This is a genomic window from Vibrio zhanjiangensis (genome assembly GCF_030161235.1).
GTDB lineage: Bacteria > Pseudomonadota > Gammaproteobacteria > Enterobacterales > Vibrionaceae > Vibrio > Vibrio zhanjiangensis.
In genome coordinates this window covers 32,800-53,502 of sequence record NZ_BSPW01000108.1, presented here as the reverse complement: position 1 = coordinate 53,502, position 20,703 = coordinate 32,800, and the positions used below count along the sequence as shown (strand labels likewise).

At 45.2% G+C, this 20,703-nt stretch carries 18 protein-coding genes; 10 read left to right on the top strand and 8 right to left on the bottom strand.

Annotation, left to right across the window (positions count from 1 at the left end):
* Window positions 1–14 precede the first annotated feature (14 nt).
* Window positions 15–1,709: a hypothetical protein gene (locus QQK21_RS21525; RefSeq protein ID WP_284194227.1), complete on the bottom strand. Its 1,695-nt coding sequence runs from the start codon at window positions 1,707–1,709 to the stop codon at window positions 15–17.
* Window positions 1,710–2,033: 324 nt separating this feature from the next.
* Between QQK21_RS21525 and gmk the strand changes: the two genes are divergently transcribed.
* The 5 genes from gmk to recG all read left to right on the top strand — a co-directional run bounded on the left by gmk (window position 2,034) and on the right by recG (window position 8,156).
* Entirely contained in the window at window positions 2,034–2,657 is a 624-nt protein-coding gene (gmk, locus tag QQK21_RS21520; RefSeq protein ID WP_284194226.1) for a guanylate kinase, read from the top strand.
* A gap of 117 nt (window positions 2,658–2,774) precedes the next feature.
* Window positions 2,775–3,047 carry a DNA-directed RNA polymerase subunit omega gene (gene rpoZ / locus QQK21_RS21515; protein ID WP_006957184.1) on the top strand — a complete coding sequence of 91 codons (273 nt, stop codon included), beginning with the start codon at window positions 2,775–2,777 and terminating at the stop codon, window positions 3,045–3,047.
* A 39-nt stretch (window positions 3,048–3,086) separates the two neighbouring features.
* Entirely contained in the window at window positions 3,087–5,210 is a 2,124-nt protein-coding gene (gene spoT / locus QQK21_RS21510; RefSeq protein WP_284194225.1) for a bifunctional GTP diphosphokinase/guanosine-3',5'-bis pyrophosphate 3'-pyrophosphohydrolase, read from the top strand.
* 65 nt (window positions 5,211–5,275) lie between these two features.
* Complete coding sequence (trmH, locus tag QQK21_RS21505; RefSeq protein WP_284194224.1) at window positions 5,276–5,959, top strand: tRNA (guanosine(18)-2'-O)-methyltransferase TrmH; 684 nt, start codon at window positions 5,276–5,278, stop codon at window positions 5,957–5,959.
* Window positions 5,960–6,077: 118 nt separating this feature from the next.
* Window positions 6,078–8,156, top strand: coding sequence for an ATP-dependent DNA helicase RecG (recG, locus tag QQK21_RS21500; RefSeq protein ID WP_284194223.1), 2,079 nt, complete (start codon window positions 6,078–6,080; stop codon window positions 8,154–8,156).
* Window positions 8,157–8,185: 29 nt separating this feature from the next.
* Here the strand turns inward: recG and cysQ are convergent, their stop codons facing one another.
* The 4 genes from cysQ to QQK21_RS21480 all read right to left on the bottom strand — a co-directional run bounded on the left by cysQ (window position 8,186) and on the right by QQK21_RS21480 (window position 11,111).
* Window positions 8,186–9,013 (bottom strand): 3'(2'),5'-bisphosphate nucleotidase CysQ, encoded by an 828-nt coding sequence (cysQ, locus tag QQK21_RS21495; RefSeq protein WP_284194222.1) that lies wholly within the window; start codon window positions 9,011–9,013, stop codon window positions 8,186–8,188.
* Between the two features lie 27 nt (window positions 9,014–9,040).
* Window positions 9,041–9,589, bottom strand: a complete 549-nt coding sequence (nudE, locus tag QQK21_RS21490; protein ID WP_284194221.1) for an ADP compounds hydrolase NudE — start codon at window positions 9,587–9,589, stop codon at window positions 9,041–9,043.
* Window positions 9,590–9,725: 136 nt separating this feature from the next.
* Window positions 9,726–10,313, bottom strand: coding sequence for a Fe-S biogenesis protein NfuA (gene nfuA, locus QQK21_RS21485; protein WP_284194220.1), 588 nt, complete (start codon window positions 10,311–10,313; stop codon window positions 9,726–9,728).
* Between the two features lie 72 nt (window positions 10,314–10,385).
* Window positions 10,386–11,111 (bottom strand): ComF family protein, encoded by a 726-nt coding sequence (locus tag QQK21_RS21480; protein ID WP_284194219.1) that lies wholly within the window; start codon window positions 11,109–11,111, stop codon window positions 10,386–10,388.
* Between the two features lie 61 nt (window positions 11,112–11,172).
* Between QQK21_RS21480 and bioH the strand changes: the two genes are divergently transcribed.
* Entirely contained in the window at window positions 11,173–11,970 is a 798-nt protein-coding gene (gene bioH / locus QQK21_RS21475) for a pimeloyl-ACP methyl ester esterase BioH (protein WP_284194218.1), read from the top strand.
* A gap of 112 nt (window positions 11,971–12,082) precedes the next feature.
* On the top strand, window positions 12,083–12,553 hold the full coding sequence (locus QQK21_RS21470) for an ATP-dependent Lon protease (protein WP_284194217.1): 471 nt from the start codon (window positions 12,083–12,085) through the stop codon (window positions 12,551–12,553).
* A 59-nt stretch (window positions 12,554–12,612) separates the two neighbouring features.
* Here QQK21_RS21470 and QQK21_RS21465 read toward each other — a convergent pair whose 3' ends face one another.
* The gene (locus QQK21_RS21465; RefSeq protein ID WP_284194216.1) at window positions 12,613–14,922 is read right to left on the bottom strand and encodes a Tex family protein; all 2,310 of its coding nucleotides are present in this window, start codon (window positions 14,920–14,922) and stop codon (window positions 12,613–12,615) included.
* Window positions 14,923–15,135: 213 nt separating this feature from the next.
* On the opposite strand from QQK21_RS21465, the gene QQK21_RS21460 reads away from it, so the two are divergent.
* Window positions 15,136–17,046: a putative ATP-dependent zinc protease gene (locus QQK21_RS21460; protein WP_431313154.1), complete on the top strand. Its 1,911-nt coding sequence runs from the start codon at window positions 15,136–15,138 to the stop codon at window positions 17,044–17,046.
* 38 nt (window positions 17,047–17,084) lie between these two features.
* Here the strand turns inward: QQK21_RS21460 and greB are convergent, their stop codons facing one another.
* Window positions 17,085–17,579: a transcription elongation factor GreB gene (gene greB, locus QQK21_RS21455; protein WP_284194214.1), complete on the bottom strand. Its 495-nt coding sequence runs from the start codon at window positions 17,577–17,579 to the stop codon at window positions 17,085–17,087.
* Window positions 17,580–17,758: 179 nt separating this feature from the next.
* On the opposite strand from greB, the gene ompR reads away from it, so the two are divergent.
* Together ompR and envZ are read left to right on the top strand one after the other, a co-directional pair.
* On the top strand, window positions 17,759–18,478 hold the full coding sequence (gene ompR, locus QQK21_RS21450) for an osmolarity response regulator transcription factor OmpR (protein WP_284194213.1): 720 nt from the start codon (window positions 17,759–17,761) through the stop codon (window positions 18,476–18,478).
* Window positions 18,479–18,548: 70 nt separating this feature from the next.
* The gene (envZ, locus tag QQK21_RS21445) at window positions 18,549–19,862 is read left to right on the top strand and encodes a two-component system sensor histidine kinase EnvZ (RefSeq protein WP_284194212.1); all 1,314 of its coding nucleotides are present in this window, start codon (window positions 18,549–18,551) and stop codon (window positions 19,860–19,862) included.
* A 74-nt stretch (window positions 19,863–19,936) separates the two neighbouring features.
* Here envZ and QQK21_RS21440 read toward each other — a convergent pair whose 3' ends face one another.
* Window positions 19,937–20,701 carry a type II secretion system protein N gene (locus QQK21_RS21440; protein WP_284194211.1) on the bottom strand — a complete coding sequence of 255 codons (765 nt, stop codon included), beginning with the start codon at window positions 20,699–20,701 and terminating at the stop codon, window positions 19,937–19,939.
* Between the last annotated feature and the right edge of the window lie 2 nt (window positions 20,702–20,703).

Below are 20,703 nucleotides of genomic sequence, written 5' to 3'. Positions count from 1 at the left end.
AACCAATAATAGGCTTAGAGCTGGTTTTCTACAGGGCAAGTTCCATTACCCTCGGCGGCGGGATACTGGTAAGTGACCAACAATACATCGGCCGTTTTTAACTCTGACGGTATGCTGACTTGTAAAGAATTGGCCTGTGAAGCCGATGCTAATTGGCTGTCAGAAGTAAAGATGAGCGTCTTTTGTCCTTCTGTACCTTCAGCCATTTGATAACGATAGCTGCGCTGCTCAATGCCATGCTTTATCCACTCTCCATCGAATTGGAGCTTGCCTTGACCTGAGGTTTGCTCAAAAAGGCTTGCCAGCACTTCGCTGTTTGAATCAAAAGTGATGACGACTTTAGGTGAATTGGCAATTAATACCCCTGTCAGGCTTGCAAAGTTACCATCATGGTGATGACAACTGAGATGAAACGCAGGCTGATAGGCAAATTGATAGCCCGTTTCATCTTGACCTTGATGTTGGATTGACTGCCATATGGGATCACTAAAATACCACCCTGACTGCCCATCCGCGCTCAAACTGGCTTTTTGAATGGGTAAATAAGCATAGCCCTGATACGCGATATCCATAGTGACCGAGCCTGTTTTCGTTAGTAAATTCAAATCAATCGAACGCCCTAACTCATCAATAAATATCAGCTTGCCCGTAATGACACCGGGCAAATCTTGCTCGCCAATATTATCTTTGCTCGCAGCTATTCGCAGTGTTAAGCGTAATGTTCGCTCTCGGTTAGCCAGTGAATTGGCAATAGCGGCAAGGGCCACACCAATATCATATCTTGGCTGGTAGCGTTCGGATTCAAGCCCATCAACAGGATTGAACGTTTTTATCCCACCTCTCTCTTTACTCGGTGACTGCACGTTGCTTATCGAAGCATTGAGCATAGCAGCGTTATGCTGAAACCCATTATTCATTGCATTAATCACCCGATAGGAATGCAAATATAAACCAAGCTTTTGTAACACCCCAGCTCCAGATGCTGGTATATCTGGCAAAATTTGGCTGAGATTGCTTGCTTGGGCAATCCCGATAAATGGCAGTGGCCTTTTGTCTTGCACCAAACGCCCACTCCATTTGTACGCCACGACGAAATCCACGACATAGTCGAGCTTAGTTTCTATGGTTATTTTATAAGATTCCAGCGCTCGGTGCGCTTTGTCTATCTGTTCAGGAGTAATGGGATTGAACGCGTATTCGTAAACATCAACAAGATCACTGGCAAGTGTCTCCAACTCTTTTTGCTGCTCCGCCAACTGCTGCTTTGTTTGTTGGCTTAAGCCAAAACTAACACCAGACAGTACTTGCAAATATGCATGGTTAAAGCTTTTTCCTGCCGATAACTGCACCACACCCGGTAAGTGGCTGGGCGTGACACGCGCGCTAATGTAATCATAGGTATATTGGTTGAAAGCAAGGTTGTCGTTAAGGTACCAGTAGTGAAACAGGCTATTACTGGGCTCTTTCACCACCGCAGCTAAACCATCAATATCGCTAGGCAATACTTGGCTAAATTGATCGACCAAATACTGATAATACTCTTGGTTTGACTCTTTTAAAGCCGCGTTTGCGTCTTGCTTTTCAATACATTCCGTTGATGCTTCATCACAAACAGATGTACCAACGGGAGCCTCACTAGTTGCGTCTCCATTTGCACCAACCGTCATTGAAACAGTAAGTATTAACAACCCATAAATTTTCCTTAACAACACCTAACTCCTTGTGTGATAGAGCCCCTGCGCTCTAACATCGTTGTCAAACACATCAACAACTTTCCCTTCTAATGCTAGGTGTTTTTTTTGATATTGCCTTAAAATCCGAACAAGTTTTTTAGATAGGGGATTGAATAACAAAGCGATCGATAAATGTATGGTTGATTTCGAATGCTTGTTCAAAACAAACAACTTATGCTAATCTTCGCCTCCCTTTTTCTGACTGAAACTTAATCACTTCTGAGATTTTTGACGGTCAGTGCTATCTTTAATATGTCCGCTTTAAAGCAGACGATATAGAAACAAACTTGGAATGTACCCATGGGAAAAGGCACTCTTTACATCGTATCTGCACCGAGTGGGGCAGGTAAATCTAGCTTGATTTCTGCCATGTTAGAAACCAATCCGACCTATGCTATGAAAGTGTCCATATCGCACACCACTCGTGACATGCGTCCCGGCGAGCAAGATGGTGTCCATTATCATTTCGTGGCAAAAAAGGCCTTCGAAGCGCTGATAAAGCAGGGGGCTTTTCTTGAATACGCTGAAGTATTTGGCAACTACTATGGCACATCGCGTCTTTGGATTGAGGATAACCTAGAGAAAGGCATCGACGTGTTTCTAGATATCGATTGGCAAGGTGCTCGCCAAATCCGTACACAAATGCCGAATGCGAAAAGTATTTTTATTTTGCCGCCTTCAGACGAAGAATTGGAACGCCGACTTAATGCCCGCGGCCAAGATAGTGAAGATGTCATCGCGAAACGCATGGCAAAAGCGAAATCTGAAATTTCCCACTATACCGAATATGATTATGTCATCGTCAACGACGATTTTGACAATGCGCTGATAGATTTTAAAGCCATCCTTCGTGCGGAAAGATTAAAACAAGACAAGCAAGCCGCCAAATATAAAGCGATGCTTGACGCGCTTTTAGCAGATTAACCCATACTAAAAGGGTTTAATCCATAATTACTCTTAGTGGCTACTAGACACTAAGAACATAGAGACTGTATAATTTCTCGTCATACAAAATTTTTAGTTAACTGATTTGGAGTTCTCATGGCACGCGTAACTGTTCAAGACGCTGTTGAAAAAGTTGGTAACCGCTTCGACCTAGTTCTTATTGCGGCTCGCCGCGCTCGTCAAATGCAAACTGGTGGTAAAGACTCACTAGTGCCAGAAGAGAATGATAAGGCAACGGTCATCGCTCTACGCGAGATTGAAGAGGGCCTGATCACTAAAGAAATTCTTGATGCTCGTGAGCGTCAAGAGCAACAGGAACAAGAAGCCGCAGAGCTAGCCGCTGTCAGCAGTATTGCACACAGTCGCTAATTTGGCGTTCTTCTAACAACTATCTTCCGGGCCAAAAGTTTGTATCTATTCGACAGCTTAAAAGATGTTGCCCAAGAATACTTACCAGAGCCTCAAATTGAGGCTCTGCGTCAATCTTATGTGGTAGCAAAAGAAGCCCATGAAGGGCAAACCCGTTCAAGTGGCGAACCTTATATTATCCACCCTGTCGCTGTTGCACGTATTCTGGCAGAAATGCGCCTCGATATTGAAACGCTTCAAGCAGCATTACTGCATGACGTTATAGAGGACACTGCTGCAACTAAAGAAGATTTAGCACATCAGTTTGGTGACACCGTTGCAGAGCTGGTAGACGGGGTCTCCAAGCTTGATAAACTCAAGTTTCGCGATCGTAAAGAAGCGCAAGCAGAAAATTTTCGTAAAATGGTTCTTGCCATGGTGCAAGATATCCGTGTCATCCTTATCAAGCTTGCAGACAGAACCCACAACATGCGAACCTTGGGAGCGCTACGAGCAGATAAAAAGCGCCGTATCGCAAGAGAAACGCTAGAAATCTACTCACCGCTTGCTCATCGTCTGGGTATTCACAACATAAAAACTGAGCTCGAAGAGTTAGGTTTTGAAGCTTTATACCCCAATCGCTACCGCGTGCTCAAAGCCGTCGTCAAATCAGCGCGTGGCAACCGTAAAGAGATGATCCAGCGCATCCATGATGAAATTAAAGGTCGCTTAGAAGAAGTCGGTCTTCAGGCTCGTGTTTTTGGCCGAGAAAAAAATCTCTACTCCATTTACAACAAAATGAAGACCAAAGAACAGCGTTTTCATACCATCATGGATATCTACGCTTTCAGAGTCGTCGTGGCTGACGCTGATACCTGTTATCGTGTTTTAGGCCAAGTTCATAGCTTGTATAAACCTCGCCCTGGACGGATGAAAGATTACATTGCGGTACCAAAAGCGAACGGCTACCAATCGATCCATACCTCTATGGTTGGGCCTCATGGCGTGCCTGTTGAGGTTCAGATACGTACGGAAGACATGGACCAGATGGCCGATAAAGGGGTTGCTGCACATTGGTCTTACAAAGGTAATAGTGATCGCTCAGGTACCACAGCTCAGATTAAAGCCCAACGTTGGATGCAGAGCTTACTGGAATTGCAACAGAGTGCGGGTAACTCATTTGAATTTATCGAACACGTAAAATCCGATCTTTTCCCTGATGAAATATACGTTTTTACGCCAAAAGGTCGCATCGTTGAACTGCCTGTTGGCGCGACTGCGGTAGACTTTGCCTATGCCGTTCATACCGACGTCGGGAATACGTGTGTTGGTGCGCGAGTGGATCGCAACCCTTACCCTTTGAGTAAATCACTCAAAAATGGTCAAGCAATTGAAATTATTAGTGCCCCAGGCGCTCGTCCAAACGCGGCTTGGCTCAATTATGTGGTGACATCACGGGCTCGTACCAAAATACGCCAAGTACTAAAAACAATGCGCAGAGAAGAGTCTATCACTCTCGGACGACGTTTGCTCAACCATGCACTTGGTGATCTGTCTTTGTCGGATATTCGTGAAGAGAATATTCAGCATGTTCTAACTGAGCTAAAAATAAGCAGCGTGGATGACCTACTGGCAGATATAGGTCTGGGTGAGCTCATGAGCATCGTTATTGCGCGTCGGCTACTGGGTGATGCTGATGAACTCACTGAAGCTCAACCAACAGATAACGGCAAACCTAAGAAAAAATTGCCAATACGTGGCGCAGAAGGCCTGCTACTGACTTTTGCAAATTGCTGTCATCCCATCCCTGATGACCATATTATTGCCCATGTATCACCAGGGCGAGGATTGGTTGTCCACAGGGAGACCTGCCCGAATGTCCGTGGCTATCAAAAAGAGCTTGATAAATACATGGCGGTAGAATGGTCAAATGACTACGAACAAGAGTTTATTACCGAGCTGTATGTTGACGTACAAAATCGTCAAGGCGTTCTTGCTGAGCTGACCAATGTTATTTCAAAAACAGGGTCCAATATCCATGGTCTGTCAACAGAAGAGAAAGACGGCCGGTTATACACAGTCACTGTGTTACTCACCACCAAAGATAGAGTTCACCTTGCTGGAATAATGCGTAAGATTAAAGCCATGCCCCATGCTCTAAAGGTTCGGCGACGCAAAAACTAACCATAGGCACTACACACAGAATTGCCCTTGAGTCCACATCTCAAGGGCTTTAGCTATAAAATAATATGAATTTAGAACGTTATCAGAGAATCCAACACGTCCTCAAATCGCGCCAAATTGACCTGACATTTTGCCTTGAAGAAGTTCACAAGCCCAACAATGTTTCAGCGGTCATTCGAACCGCGGATGCAACCGCTATCCATAAAATACACGCGGTTTGGCCACATGCGATGCGCACGCTAAGCCACACATCTGCGGGGGCTCGTAACTGGGTAGAAGTAGAAACTCACCACACCATTGATGATGCTGTCAGCGTGCTTAAACAGCAAAACATGCAAATTTTAGTCACGAACTTATCTGAAACCGCCGTCGACTTTCGCGAGATTGATTACACCAAGCCGACAGCCATCCTGTTAGGTGGTGAAAAAATGGGCGTGTCAGAGCAAGCCAAACAACTGGCCGATCAGGATATTATCATCCCTATGATGGGCATGGTTCAATCACTCAACGTGTCAGTAGCAAGTGCTGTTATCATGTACGAAGCCCAGCGTCAGCGCCAAGCAGCGGGAATGTATGACCACCCTACCAGTAAGCTGGCCGAAAAGACCATTCAGCGAATCCTTTTTGAGCGAGGACACCCTGTTCTGGCAAAAGTCGCCAAACGTAAAGGCCTGCCCTTTCCACTTATTGATGAGCAAGGTGAAATCGTCGCCAGCGAAGAATGGTGGCAAGAGATGCAGAAAAAGTAATCTTCAAGCCAACCTAAGCAAAATTGCTTACAGATCCCAAGTTTCCCTGTACAAAAACACAGCTCAGTGGTTAACTAGTAGAGTCAGTTGACTAGTAAATAACGAATCGAGCTGTGCCATGTCTCAATTACTCTCTGCCATTCCATTGACTTCTCTTAACGGAGTGGGCGCTAAAGTCGCAGAAAAGTTATCCAAGGTCGGTCTCCACTCAGTTCAAGATTTACTCTTCCATCTCCCTCATCGCTATGAAGATAGAACTCGCATCTACCCTATCGTCAAACTCCACCCGGGTTTGTGGGCCAGTGTTCAAGGCAAAGTAATGAGTGCCGATACCTTATTTGGTAAGCGCAGAATGCTCGCGGTTAAGATAAGTGATGGCAACGGGACGATCACGCTGCGGTTTTTTAACTTTACGGCAGCAATGAAAAATAATTTTTGCGAGGGAAAAACCGTTCATGCCTATGGAGAGATAAAGCGAGGCAGTACTGGACTGGAAATTATTCATCCCGATTACAAGTTCTATGCACCAAATCAGCAAGCCCAAGTGGAGCAAAATCTCACACCTGTATATCCAACCACAGACGGGTTACGCCAGCTGACACTGCGCAATCTCACAACTCAGGCGTTAGAGCTTCTTGATAAGGCCGCTGTGCAGGAGCTATTACCTACAGGCTTATATGATAAACAAATTTCTCTTAACCAAGCATTGCATATTATACATAGGCCAACACCAGACATAGATTTAGAGTCGTTTAATGAGGGGAAGCACCCTGCCCAGCTGCGCCTAATCTTAGAAGAGTTATTAGCTCAAAACCTTTCCATGCTATCGGTTCGTAGCAAGAGCCAGAAAGATGCAGCCCTGCCTCTTTGCGAAAAAAATGAATTAAAACAGAAACTCTTGCAGCAGCTGCCTTTTTCTCCAACCCAAGCGCAATTACGAGTCGTGGCAGAAATTGAGCGGGATTTAGAAAAGCCACACCCCATGATGCGCCTTGTGCAAGGGGATGTGGGGTCAGGAAAAACCTTAGTTGCCGCGCTCGCAGCGCTGCGCGCGCTTGAGCATGATTATCAAGTTGCTCTAATGGCACCAACAGAACTGCTTGCTGAGCAGCACGCTATCAACTTCAAACAATGGCTCGACCCTATGGGTATTGAAGTCGGCTGGTTGGCTGGCAAACTCAAAGGAAAAGCAAAACAGGCAGAGTTAGATAAAATCGCCAGCGGCCAAGCTAAAATGGTCGTCGGGACTCACGCCTTGTTTCAAGAGCATGTAAACTTTGCTCATCTGGCATTAGTCATTATTGATGAACAACACCGCTTTGGTGTCCATCAACGTCTTGAGCTGAGAGAAAAAGGTCAAAAGCAGGGTGCCTACCCTCACCAACTGATCATGACGGCTACACCAATTCCTCGCACGCTCGCTATGACAGCGTATGCCGATCTTGAAACCTCAGTCATTGATGAGCTCCCGCCTGGTCGCACCCCAATTCAAACCGTCGCCATCCCAGACACAAAACGCAGTGATATTGTTGAGCGGGTGCGCAATGCTTGCCTCAATGAAGGTAAGCAAGCTTATTGGGTTTGTACCCTGATTGATGAATCAGAGCTCCTCGAAGCACAGGCGGCACAAGATACCGCCCAAGAGTTGCAAGCTAAATTGCCAGACGTAAAAATCGGCTTAGTCCACGGCCGGATGAAACCAACGGAAAAACAATCGGTGATGCAGGAATTTAAAGACAACAAACTGCATCTTCTGGTTGCAACCACAGTTATCGAGGTTGGTGTCGATGTGCCTAACTCCAGTCTGATGATTATTGAGAACCCTGAACGTCTGGGATTAGCGCAACTCCACCAATTACGCGGCAGGGTAGGAAGGGGGAGTGTCGCCAGTCATTGCGTTTTGCTCTATCATTCGCCTTTATCCAAAACCGCACAAAAGCGCTTGGGTGTACTCAGAGAGAGTAACGACGGGTTTGTGATTGCTCAACGAGATCTCGAAATCCGAGGACCGGGTGAACTTCTTGGCACCAAGCAAACCGGTATTGCCGACTTTAAAATTGCTGATTTAGTCAGGGACCAACATCTAATACCTGAAGTACAGCGTATCGCACGCCATATTCATGATCACTACCCAGACAAAGCCACCGCGATTATTGATCGTTGGCTTGGTGATAGAGATGTCTATTCAAAAGCTTAGCTGCGAGGTCAAACTATGCTCAAAGTGGCTCAGTCTTTGACCTGTAAAATTTCATCCCAAGGCAAATTCTGATCGCCAAGGACAATGAAGTTAGGATTCTCCAATGTTTCTCTCTCATTGTATGAAAGCGGCTCTAGTTGAGTACTTAAAATGCGCCCTCCCGCTTCTTCTACAATGCACTGAGTGGCGGCCGTATCCCATTCTCCTGTAGGCCCAAGGCGCAAATAGCAATCTACCGCACCTTCGGCAACAAGACAGGCCTTAAGCGCAGCTGAACCCAATGGAACAAGGTCATAGTTCCAACGACTATTCATTCGGCTGGTGATACGACTGATGTCTTGCCTACGGCTGATGGCCATGGCAATCGAGTTTGCCTGCCCTTCATGGTGAAAGGTGTTAATACGCAAACGCTCATCCATATCTGGGATCTTCCACGCACCTTGATCTTTATAGGCGTAATAGGTGACGCCAGAAACTGGGCCATACACGACACCCATCACTGGCTTATGGTCTTCCACCAAAGCGATAATGGTGGCAAAGTCACCACTACGTGCAATGAATTCCTGAGTGCCATCAAGCGGGTCAACTAGCCAATAACGCTGCCAGTTTGAGCGCTTTTTCAAACTTACCCCAGCATCTTCTTCTGAAAGCACTGGAGTGTCCGGCGTAAGCTCGGTGAGCCTTTCAACGATCAATTTATGGGCGGCAATGTCGGCACTCGTGACGGGAGTTTGGTCACTTTTTGTATAGGCCTTGTAGTCTTTTTTCTGATAGATATCCAGCGTTAACTGACCAGCCGCACGAGCGATCTCTATAACGGCAGGCAAATATTGCGAAAAGTCTTCAATCATTGGCATAGTCAATCCTTAAACACTCTACCTTGATTATGGTTTTAGGATACGTAGAGCGAGCAATAGCGCAGTGATACTGCGTGCTTCACAAAAATCAAGGTGAGTGAGAAGCTCTTCTGCTTGAGAAAGTGGCCAACGAATCACTTCCAGGGGCTCTGGTTCATCACCTTCTAATTGTTCTGAGTATAGATCTTCTGCAATAAATAAGGTCATTTTACTTGAAAAATAAGATGGGGCGACGACGACTTCTTTTAACAGAGTCAGTGTATTGGCACCAAAACCGATTTCTTCCTTTAGCTCTCGGTTTGCTGCATCAATGGGCCGCTCCCCATCATCGACCAAACCTTTGGGAAAGCCTAATTCATAAGATTCCGTGCCCGCTGCATATTCCCTTACAAGTAATAGGTCACCTTCTTTTGTCACTGGCACCATCATAACCGCAGTTCGACCACTGGGTTTCATCCGCTCATAAGTCCTTTCGGCACCATTACTAAAACGCAACTCGAGTGCTTCTACCGTAAATAACTTAGACTTTGCAACCGTCTGTTTACTTAGAATTTTGGGAGGGTTCGTCTTAGCCACTAACTGACTCCTTAGTTATTGGTAAGCCATTAATATATGGGAAAATACCTTTATTTAAAAACAAAAAGGCTGACTTTTTCGCCAACCTTTTTAATCGGATACTGTCATTGACCAATGATATATTGGGCTGGCTCACTTAATAGTAAGAGTGCTCTCCGCGATCATGCTCTGTCGCATCACGGACGGCTGTCAATTCACCTTCAAACTGCTGCAACAACTCTTTTTCTATCCCTTCTTTTAGGGTCACATCAACCATTGAACAGCCATTACAACCACCACCAAATGCAACTATAGCAACACCATCATCGGTAATTTCAACCAGATTCACATGCCCACCGTGACCGGCTAGTTGCGGGTTTACTTGGGTTTGAATCGCGTACTCCACTCGCTCGAGTAACGGCGCATCATCTGCGACCTTACGCATTTTAGCATTTGGCGCTTTCAAGGTAAGCTGAGAGCCCATCTTGTCAGTGACATAGTCAATCTCAGCGTCTTCCAAAAAAGGCAAACTCAATTCATCAATAAATGCTGAAAATCCTTGATATTTGATTTCTGTATCCGCTGACTCGACCGCCTCTACAGGGCAATATGATACGCCGCATTCGGCATTCTGAGTCCCAGGATTTACCACAAACACACGAATATTAGTGCCTTCAGGCTGCTGACTTAAAAGATTAGCAAAGTGCTGCTGAGCATTTTCAGTAATAGTAATAGAATTTGACACGACGAATACCTGAGTAATTTTGTAGGCTATTTACCTCTCATTTTACTCCTGATTTCTTCAAGATCTAGCCTTTTAGATCAAATTCACACCACTTAGGTTGTCATTGGGGTGAGAAGTACGGCAAATACAATAAATATCAATCGTTTTTACACCACTTTGCTTTAGCAATTGGCACAAAGGCTCAACAGTACTTCCGGTGGTGAGAACATCATCAACAATTGCCACATGTTTATGGTTAATGGTTTTGCATAGCGCGAAAGATTGCCTGATATTACGCTCTCTTTGCTTTTTGCTTAAACCTTGTTGATGCACTGTCGCCCTCACTTTACGAAATAGCCCACAGCAAGAAACATTTATGTGTTTGCTTATCTCCCAAGCGAGGTGCTGGCTTTGGTTATAGCCACGATATAAAAATCGCTGCCAATGCAGCGGTACAAAAGTAATCAATTCAGGCTTTGATGTGATATACGGTGTAAGCAGTAGTGCTAATGTTTTAGCATGCCAAAACTGTCCTGAATACTTTAAGCGATGGACATAGCTTGCGAGCGGCGCTTGATAATCCCCAACACAATACAGCCGCGACCACAATGGGGACGATAACAAACAACGTCCACATCGCTGTTCAGATACAGGCATCACAAGACCACAGCATAAACAACGAGGCTGAGGGGCAAAATTGGCTAAGCATACGTGGCAAAGAATGGGGTGTTGGTAGGGCAATTTGATAGACAAACCGCACAAATCACAGTGCTTAGGTAGCAGGTAGGTTGTGTATTTGCGGATCCAATCGGTTAACATAGCTCTGTCGCCTGCCAATTAAGTAGTCAACAAAGTTTAACCCTTTGAAAAAACCTTAAGGATGAGAAACGTGGTACACAATGAGAGCAAGCAAACAAAACCATATTGGCAATCCATCGGTCAAGGCAGTGATTTGATTTTAATCCATGGCTGGGGGATGAACGGAGCAGTTTGGCACCAAGCTGCAGAGCAACTCAGCGAGCATTTTACCGTTCATATCGTCGACCTACCTGGTTTTGGTTACAGCAATCATCTCTCGTTCAAAACATTAGAAGATTTAAGCCAACAAGTACTTAACCACGCACCTGATAATGCCACGTGGCTCGGCTGGTCGCTGGGTGGGTTAGTTGCAACTCACATTGCCCTAAAACATCCACAACGCATAGCCAAACTTATCACAGTTGCAAGTTCACCAAGGTTTTCGGCGCACCAAGAATGGAAAGGGATACAACCCAAAGTACTGAAGAATTTCTCAGCACAACTACTCGATGATTTTAGGCTAACAATAGAAAGATTTTTGGCTCTTCAGGCCATGGGTAGCCCTTCCGCGCGTCAAGATATTAAAAATCTCAAGCAGGCAATTTTATCAAGACCAGAGCCTAACACGGCTTCACTGATTGCAGGCCTTGAGCTTTTAGCAACGATTGACCATAGACTTGATCTTGAACATATTGCGACTCCCACACTGCGCTTGTACGGGCGATTAGATGGCCTCGTTCCCGCTCAAGTAGCAAAAGAGGTTGATACATTGATGCCAATGAGCACAAGCCATGTGTTTAGTGACTCGTCACATGCACCTTTTATTACTCAAAATGACGAGTTTTGCCAGCAAGTCTTTCGCTTTACTGGCATAAAATAAAAATAATTCAATCAATAAACTAAAATTTTAACTATCGAGGCCGATAAATAAAACAAGTCAAGAAAACGCTGTTTTATTATGCGCTATTGACTGAGCGTGAGGAGGTTTAGCAATGCTCGTATCACCTACGAACGTAAGCGTACCGCTGATCGCTCCATCGGTTAATGTGCAAACCGAGCAGGTGGCACGGGACAATAAGGTTCGAGAGCCCGTCAACCCTACGGTAGCATTAACCAAAAGTAACGCAGAGCGCCAAGTCAAAGCCGACGATAAAAGGCGAAAACAATCTTCTTGGGATCCCGCTGAGCACCCAAGCTATGAAGCCAGTGAACATGAAGAAGTAAAAGCAACTTATCACGAAAACCCTAATGATACACTCGCTAGGATTTTCAAGCTCATCGCTCTAGACAGCTACAGTAAAGAGCAGGGTAAAGGCTACGCAATGCGCTTTCGCTTACCAAGGTACATTATTGATGCAGCGATCACTGAAGGAAGAATGGAAAAACGCAGAACCATAATCAAGTTTCACTATGGTGATGCGGTTGCACCAAACACTCCTTCTGATGTCATAGCGGTATTGTAAAAACGCTTGATATTAATAAAAAATCCCCGCTTGACGGGGATTTATATTATCGCATATGGCTATTTTTTCGCTTTAGCAAAAGCCGCAGCAAACGCACCACCCATCGCATTATTGGCCGATTCATTACTGCGACTCGAAGCTCGACCTTGATTCTTATTGGTTGGCGCTGAACGTTGCGAACGATTATCTTGTCCCGGTTCATCGGTAAGGCGCATTGACAGGCCTATTCGCTTGCGCTGTACATCCACTTCCATCACTTTTACTTTGACAATATCGCCAGCTTTGACCACTTCTCTTGGGTCCGAAACAAAGCGATCAGTGAGCGCCGATATATGCACTAGACCATCCTGATGAACGCCAATATCAACAAAAGCACCAAAATTTGCCACATTTGAGACCACACCTTCCAATATCATTCCTGGCTCTAAATCTGACATTTGATTAACGCCGTCGGCAAAAGTTGCTGTTTTAAATTCAGGACGTGGGTCTCGACCTGGTTTATCTAACTCTTTAATAATGTCGGTAACCGTAGGCAAGCCAAAATGCTCATCTGTGTAATCTCGCGCGTGTAAGCTGCGCAAAAACTGAGTATCACCAATGAGTGCATCCACTTGCTTGCTATTTTTCTCCGCTATGGCTTTCACCACAGGATAGGCCTCAGGATGAACAGACGATGCATCCAATGGGTTTTTGCCCCCCATAATGCGCAAAAATCCTGCACATTGCTCAAACGCTTTTGGCCCTAAGCGCGCCACTTTCTTTAATCCAGTGCGCGCGTCGAAGCGGCCGTGCTCGTCACGGTAATCAACGATATTCTGTGCAATCGTACTCGACAGACCGGCAACGCGCGCCAACAGCGCTGGCGAAGCCGTGTTGACGTCCACACCAACAGCATTCACACAGTCTTCCACCACCGCATCTAAACGTTTAGCGAGCATAGATTGACTCACATCATGCTGGTATTGACCAACACCAATTGATTTAGGGTCAATTTTAACCAACTCAGCCAAGGGATCTTGCAGGCGGCGCGCTATCGAAACCGCACCTCGCAGTGACACATCTAGATTGGGAAATTCCTTTGCCGCAAGTTCAGAAGCAGAATACACAGACGCCCCAGCTTCACTGACCATAATTTTTTGCACTTTAAGGTTATGACGTTTCACAAGATCTGCCACAAAACTGTCTGTTTCACGCGACGCCGTGCCATTACCAATCGCGATTAAATCAACCTGATGTTTTTCAACTAGCTTAGCCACTATTTGCGCTGATTTATCATATTGATTTTGCGGTGGATGTGGATAGATAGTTTCGGTTGCTAGGACTTTACCCGTGGAATCTACCACTGCGATTTTAGACCCTGTTCTTAAACCCGGGTCCAACCCTAACGTCGCTCGAGGCCCTGCAGGTGCCGCCATCAATAAGTCTTTTAGGTTGGTAGCAAAGACTTCTATCGCCTCAATTTCTGCGCGCTCTTTCATCGCGCCCATCAGTTCAGTTTCCATGTGCATCGAAACCTTAACGCGCCACGCCCAGTTGATCACTTGTTTACGCCAACTATCTGCAGAGGTCTGACTCAATGAAATACCATAATGCTCGGCAATAATGGTCTCACAATAAGACTGTCGAGTACCTTGCTCTTGCGAGGGATCAGCATTCATTGCCAGACTCAGGAAACCTTCATTACGGCCACGAAGCATAGCCAGCGCACGGTGAGAAGGTACTTTACTAAATGCTTCAGAATGCGAAAAGTAATCTTTAAATTTCTCACCTTCTCGCTCTTTCCCTTCTACTACTCGGGCTTCAAGCTCAGCATGACGGTTGAGATATGCACGTATTTTTTCAAGCAAACCAGCGTCTTCTGCAATTCGCTCCATAATGATAGCGCGCGCACCATCCAGTGCTGCTTTGGTATCGCTAATCCCCTTCTCCAAGTCAATATACTCAGAAGCCAGTTGCTCAGGATTAAATTCCGCTTGGTTCCACAGCTTTTCTGCCAAAGGTTCAAGACCCGCTTCAATCGCGATCTGCCCCTTAGTTCGACGCTTAGGCTTGTACGGCAAATACAAATCTTCCAAGCGTGTTTTGCTATCCGCTTGGTGAATCTCTGCCGCCAACTCATCCGTAAGCTTGCCCTGCTCTTGGATGGATTTAAGGATTGTTTGACGTCGCTCATCCAATTCTCGTAGATAAGCCAATCGGCTATCAAGATTACGTAATTGAGTATCATCCAAGCCTCCCGTCACCTCTTTTCGATATCGAGCAATAAAGGGTACGGTATTGCCATCGTCGATCAGGTTAACAGCAGCGGTTACTTGCTCAGGGCGAACATTCAGTTCCTGAGCAATCGTAAGGCAGATAGCTTGGCTCATCCAGTGATTCTCTTTCTTGTTAGTCATGGGATTTGTGTATAGAACATTGGGGTTGTTGATAGAATTTGCAATGTTTTTAATTAGGTTAAGTAAAATTTACCAACTACTGATAGACATCCATCAGATTTATGTCAAAACTGGAGAAATTGAGAACTTATTGCGTTTAACTAATCAGATATACCTCTGCGCTTTCATATCTACGGGGAAACAATGATGAAGAAATTTTCTTCGACCATAGCACTCATAGGGGCTTTAGTTGCCATACCACTCACTTGGCAACCGTCCTTTGCTGCAACGACACAAAGTCCCATTTACCAACTCGAAGACAAACCGGTTTTGGGTCGAATTGAAAATGTCTACTTCAGCGATATTCCAGAGCTTTCTGAGGTTCCTTTTGCTGGAAAGATTGATACAGGAGCCGATAGCACTTCGATACATGCCGAAAATATCCACCTGTACAGTAACAACCCAAAGTTCAAAAAGTTCAAAGACGACCAACTTATGTGGGCCGTTTTCGGTGATTTGATTGGTACTAATGGCACTTGGGATGCTGAAAAATTTGCCGCGGCCAGTTGGGATCAAAATAGCTTCGATGCCTATCAGGTACACGTCACTTTTACTATGCCAAACCCCAAAACAGGCGATGGCATAACTGTCGATAAAAAACTAGAAAAATTAAGTATTATTCGCAGTAGAACCAGTCAAGCACCGATTCTACGCCCAGCAGTAAAGCTCCCGTTAACCATTGCCAATAGAAAAGTAGACACCCTAGTCAATTTAACCGACCGTTCTCACTTTTCGGTACCTGTCTTAATTGGCAAAACCTACCTAGACAATAATGCTTGGGTTTTAGCGGGATATGACTACCTTCAAGAATTACCGAACGCTAGGATGATTGGAAAAAAAGACTTAGTCACCGTCTCTGATATTCCCTATAAAACCAGCATTTCAACCACAGCTCGTTACACCAGTGCCCATGCGCTAGACATTCAAGTAGACAAGAAGAATAAGCAAGTCTCTTTTGTTGTGGAAGGAAAGAATAAACAGCGCCAAGCCATGACTTTACCTTTGGTTCGAATGCTCAAAACCAGCAGTGGCGAACGCCCTTTGGTTTATCTACCAGTCAAAATTGATGCAAGCCATAGCCAATCTTGGCTGGTCTATTTGCGTGACCGAAGTAAGTTCAGCTCGCAAATTCGGATAGGTAAAGACTTGGCCAGCCAGTATTTCGTTGTTGATACCGACAAGGAAAACCTGCTCCATACCGAACAGTCATTCAAGAATGCTCTTAAGTCTGACCCTCTGGTGATCTCTGCAACAGAATCCGTCACATTGAACAATATCACTCTGCCCGCTTATCCAACTTTTGCGGTCAAAACGCCACTGCTTCGAGTTGAAAGCTTCGAATTAGCGGAAAAAGGGCAAACGGAAACCGTTACTTTTTATCTACCAACTGGCATGGGAAAAGCCGAGAAAATAACCAGACCCGTATTGAAAAAACTCAAAGTTGGAGACTCAGTTCGCCCCGTAGTGGAAAGCGATATTCAGCTTGGCAATCAGGGGAAACAATCGATACGTTTTGCGCTCGATATACTCGACAAAGAAAAACAGCAACAACCGTTTTTTGCTTTAGGCCATGACCTAGCCAAAGGTGGCGTGCTGCTCAATACACGCTCAGAAAATCTATTGGATAAGTATCCCCTCTTTAAGGCCGGTCATATTGAAGTTGCTCAAGTCGAAGGTATGTCTTTCCCTGTCAAACTCGATACAGGTGCCGACGTCAGCTCAATGAATGCCAAAAATATTAAGCAATTTAAAAACAATGGGCGTGATATGGTTAGCTTCACCTACGAAAATGATATAGGGATGAGTCAAAAGTTCACTAAACCCGTGGTGGATGTTATGCGTATCAAAGCCAAAAAAGGTGAGCAAGCAAATGTGCGACCTGTGGTTGAAATGCAAGTAAAACTTGGTAATTTAGAGAAGAAAGTGAGAGTAAACCTTCAAGATCGCAGCCGCTTCCACTACAGCATGATTTTAGGTAAAAACTTTCTAAAACATGGTGTTATGGTCTCTAGTGAAACCAACTATATAGTGACAGACAAGCCTGATTACGAGAAATGATCAATCTTCTACCGCCGCGCAGATGCGCGGCTATAACTCTAGTCACTCAGTGCATCATCTGACTGATAAACAATACAGTTAACAAACCATTCTTTTTCCCCTTCAGGGGTTTTCACCGTGACCTCATCATCCACTTCTTTCTTAAGCAAGGCTCTGGCCATCGGTGAGTCAATCGAAATATAGCCTTTGGCATCACCGTAAATTTCATCAGGACCCACGATACGAAACTTTTTTACGTCTCCTGCCTGATTCTCAACTTCTACCCAAGCACCAAAAAAAACTCTCCCTTCTTGCTGGGGAGCATAGTCGACCACCTTAACTTGATCCAACCGCTTGCGAAGATAGCGAACCCTACGATCAATTTCGCGTAGACGTTTTTTGTTATATTGATAATCCGCATTTTCTGAGCGGTCACCTAAACTCGCTGCCCACGTCACTTTTTTCGTCACTTCAGGGCGCTCTTCTTTCCACAAAAAATCGAGCTCCTTTTTAAGTCGCTGAAAACCTTCGCGGGTGATTAAGTTTGTTTTCATCCGTCAAACACTACTAAGTTGATCATGGCGTATACCTTAGCGAAAAAGAATCAAAAAGGTAATAATCATTAACAATTCTTTTGACGACTTTGTACAAAGAAGTGTTACATTTTAGTCAAGACAATTGCCCAATAACGCCTCACTCTGAGCATTGGTTGTAAAATAGGTGGAAGCATTTTATGCAAGAAAAACACAAGATTTTGGTCGTTGATGACGATGCACGTTTACGTGCTTTATTAGAACGTTACTTGTCTGAACAAGGATTTCAGGTTCGCAGTGTCGCCAACAGTGAACAAATGGATCGCCTATTGACCCGTGAGAACTTCCACTTAATGGTGCTGGACCTAATGCTGCCTGGAGAAGATGGCTTATCCATATGCCGCCGACTGCGCGCCGCAAATAACGCGCTTCCCATCTTAATGTTAACCGCCAAAGGTGATGAAATAGATCGCATCGTCGGATTAGAAGTCGGAGCCGATGACTACCTACCCAAACCATTTAATCCACGCGAATTACTTGCTCGTATCAAGGCGGTGTTGCGTCGCCTCACCGTCGAGTTGCCTGGAGCGCCAAGTGCGGAAGAGTCCATCGTCGAGTTCGGTGAATTTAGTCTTAATCTCGGCACACGTGAGATGTTTAAGGGTCAAGAAGCCATGCCTCTCACCTCCGGGGAATTTGCCGTGCTCAAAGCTTTAGTGACCAATGCAAGAGAGCCCATGTCTCGTGACAAGCTGATGAATATGGCTAGAGGCCGAGAGTATTCTGCAATGGAACGCTCGATCGACGTACAAATATCCCGTCTACGTCGTATGCTCGAAATTGATCCGGGTAAACCCCGTTATATCCAAACAGTGTGGGGCTTAGGTTATGTTTTTGTTCCCGATGGCAAACAGGCATAATAACTAATCCGATAAGAATGCGAGCTTGAGCCTCGCATTCCTTTTATTCATTGCGATTAAGGCTACTGGCATGCGTATCACCAGCTCATTCACCCAATCGATTTTTATCTTTTTCTTCTTACTCATTGCCAGTCAAATCTACTCTTATTACGCCGTAATCAATTACGCTTTGATGCCTAGCCTGCAACAGTTCAATAAAATTCTTGGCCATGAAATAAGCCTGATGTTGGGTGACTCGGCCAATACTGAGCAGCAACTTCAAATGGATGCACCACTACGAAGAAGAGTGCTCGAGCAGCTTGGTGTCACCATTCACAGTGAAGAAAGCCCAATGGCGGGCGAATACGAACATGGAATGAGAATTGACCTAATGAGTGAAGAAATGAGTAAGGAGCTAGGCACGCAAACCGATGTACGTATGACACTTGGATCGGATAGCTATATATTATGGATGAAAATTGATGCCTTACCTGGTTCGATTCTTCGCATTCCACTCTCCGAATTACATGAAGATGACTTTGCACCACTGTTTCGAAATAGTTTACTGGTGGCTTTGCTGATTGTTGTCGGTGTCTGGTTGTTTGTCCGCCTGCAAAATCGGCCACTTATCGCCTTGGAAAAAGCCGCAAAAGGAGTAGGCAAAGGAAAAATCCCACCCCCTCTTCCCGTTAAGGGTGCATCTGAAATTCGTGCGGTCACGCGAGCATTTAATCAAATGGCCAAAGGTATTCAAGCACTTGAAGAAGACCGAACCTTACTCATGGCAGGAATCAGTCACGATTTAAGAACCCCATTAACCCGCATCCGCCTTGCCACTGAAATGATGTCACCACAGGATAATTATCTGGCTGAAGGCATCATTAGTGATACCGAAGAATGCAACCAGATAATCAGCCAATTTATGGATTATCTTAAACCCGTAGACAGGGAGACTTTTGTTGCCGTAAACCTCAATGAAATCGTCCACGAGGTGACCTCTGCAGAAGATGGACACAAGGTAAAAATTGAAACCCGTTATCATGATCCTATCAAACATGCCCATGGTAGCCCGATTGCTATAAAGCGAGCCATTACTAACCTAGTGATTAATGCCATTCGTTATGGAAATGGATGGATTAAAGTTACGACAGGAGTCACTGCCGATAATACGCTGGTATGGGTATGCGTGGAAGATGACGGCCCTGGGATTGAAGAGACTAAAATAGAAAAATTATTCGAACCATTTACTCGTGGCGATACTGCGCGCGGCAGTGAAGGGACAGGTCTCGGATTGGCTATCGTCAAGCGTATTGCTAATCAGCATCGTGGCAGCGTTACTATCAACAATCGCAGCAATGGGGGACTTAGAGTGCAAATCAGCTTTCCCACTCTCGGCGCCAAGTAAAACAAAATTAATCTCCTGAAAGTATATATTGGATATCGAGACGATTTTGTCTCTCTATCCAATATCATCTGCCTTTAATTTAGCCGTCCTTGATAATTGAACTGATAACGACCTTGTCCATCTGGCGACGGCAACCAATTCAATTGTTCAGAAAACGCGGCTGGGAAATCTTCACCTGGCTTAAACCATGCTGATGTTTGGTAAGTGCGGTCTGGATTGAGTACCAGATCACCAGCACTCGAAATAGCTTGACTGCTTTGCTCCGCGGCGATCTTGATCTCACTGTTCTGACATGAAAAATTAGCAACTACAGGCCCTAGAGTCAGTTCGGCAAGCGGTGTCACTATTTTATCTGTATTCCAAACCAGTGAACCGTTGCCAGACTGACAATATGGCTCGTCGTACACCATAGACTGGACACTCAACTCCACGTTACCACTTAGCTCAACGGGAATAGGCAGTGGTGGAACGAAATTAAGCACTTTGTCGATCGGCAGTGACACAATTAAGTTGTTCGCATATGGACCAGATAGACTCAAACCCACGGTGCCTCTTCCTAAAATTTGCATATCACTACCACGGCCAAAGCGAACCTGAGCTTCTACTTTTGCGAGTAAAAGCTTCAGCGGAGATAGCTGCCAATTGAATGCACCGAGATTGCTATTTTGCCATTTGACATCCGTGGCTTGGCCATCCCATAACGTGCCTGTCACCCCACCTAAAGCAAGCTGGGGAGACATGGGGAAATAATTCAATACAAGCTGAGCGGGCACATGAGATACAGCGCTCACAACAAACACCATCAATAACGCTAAGCTCAGCAGAATCACTTTTTTCACTG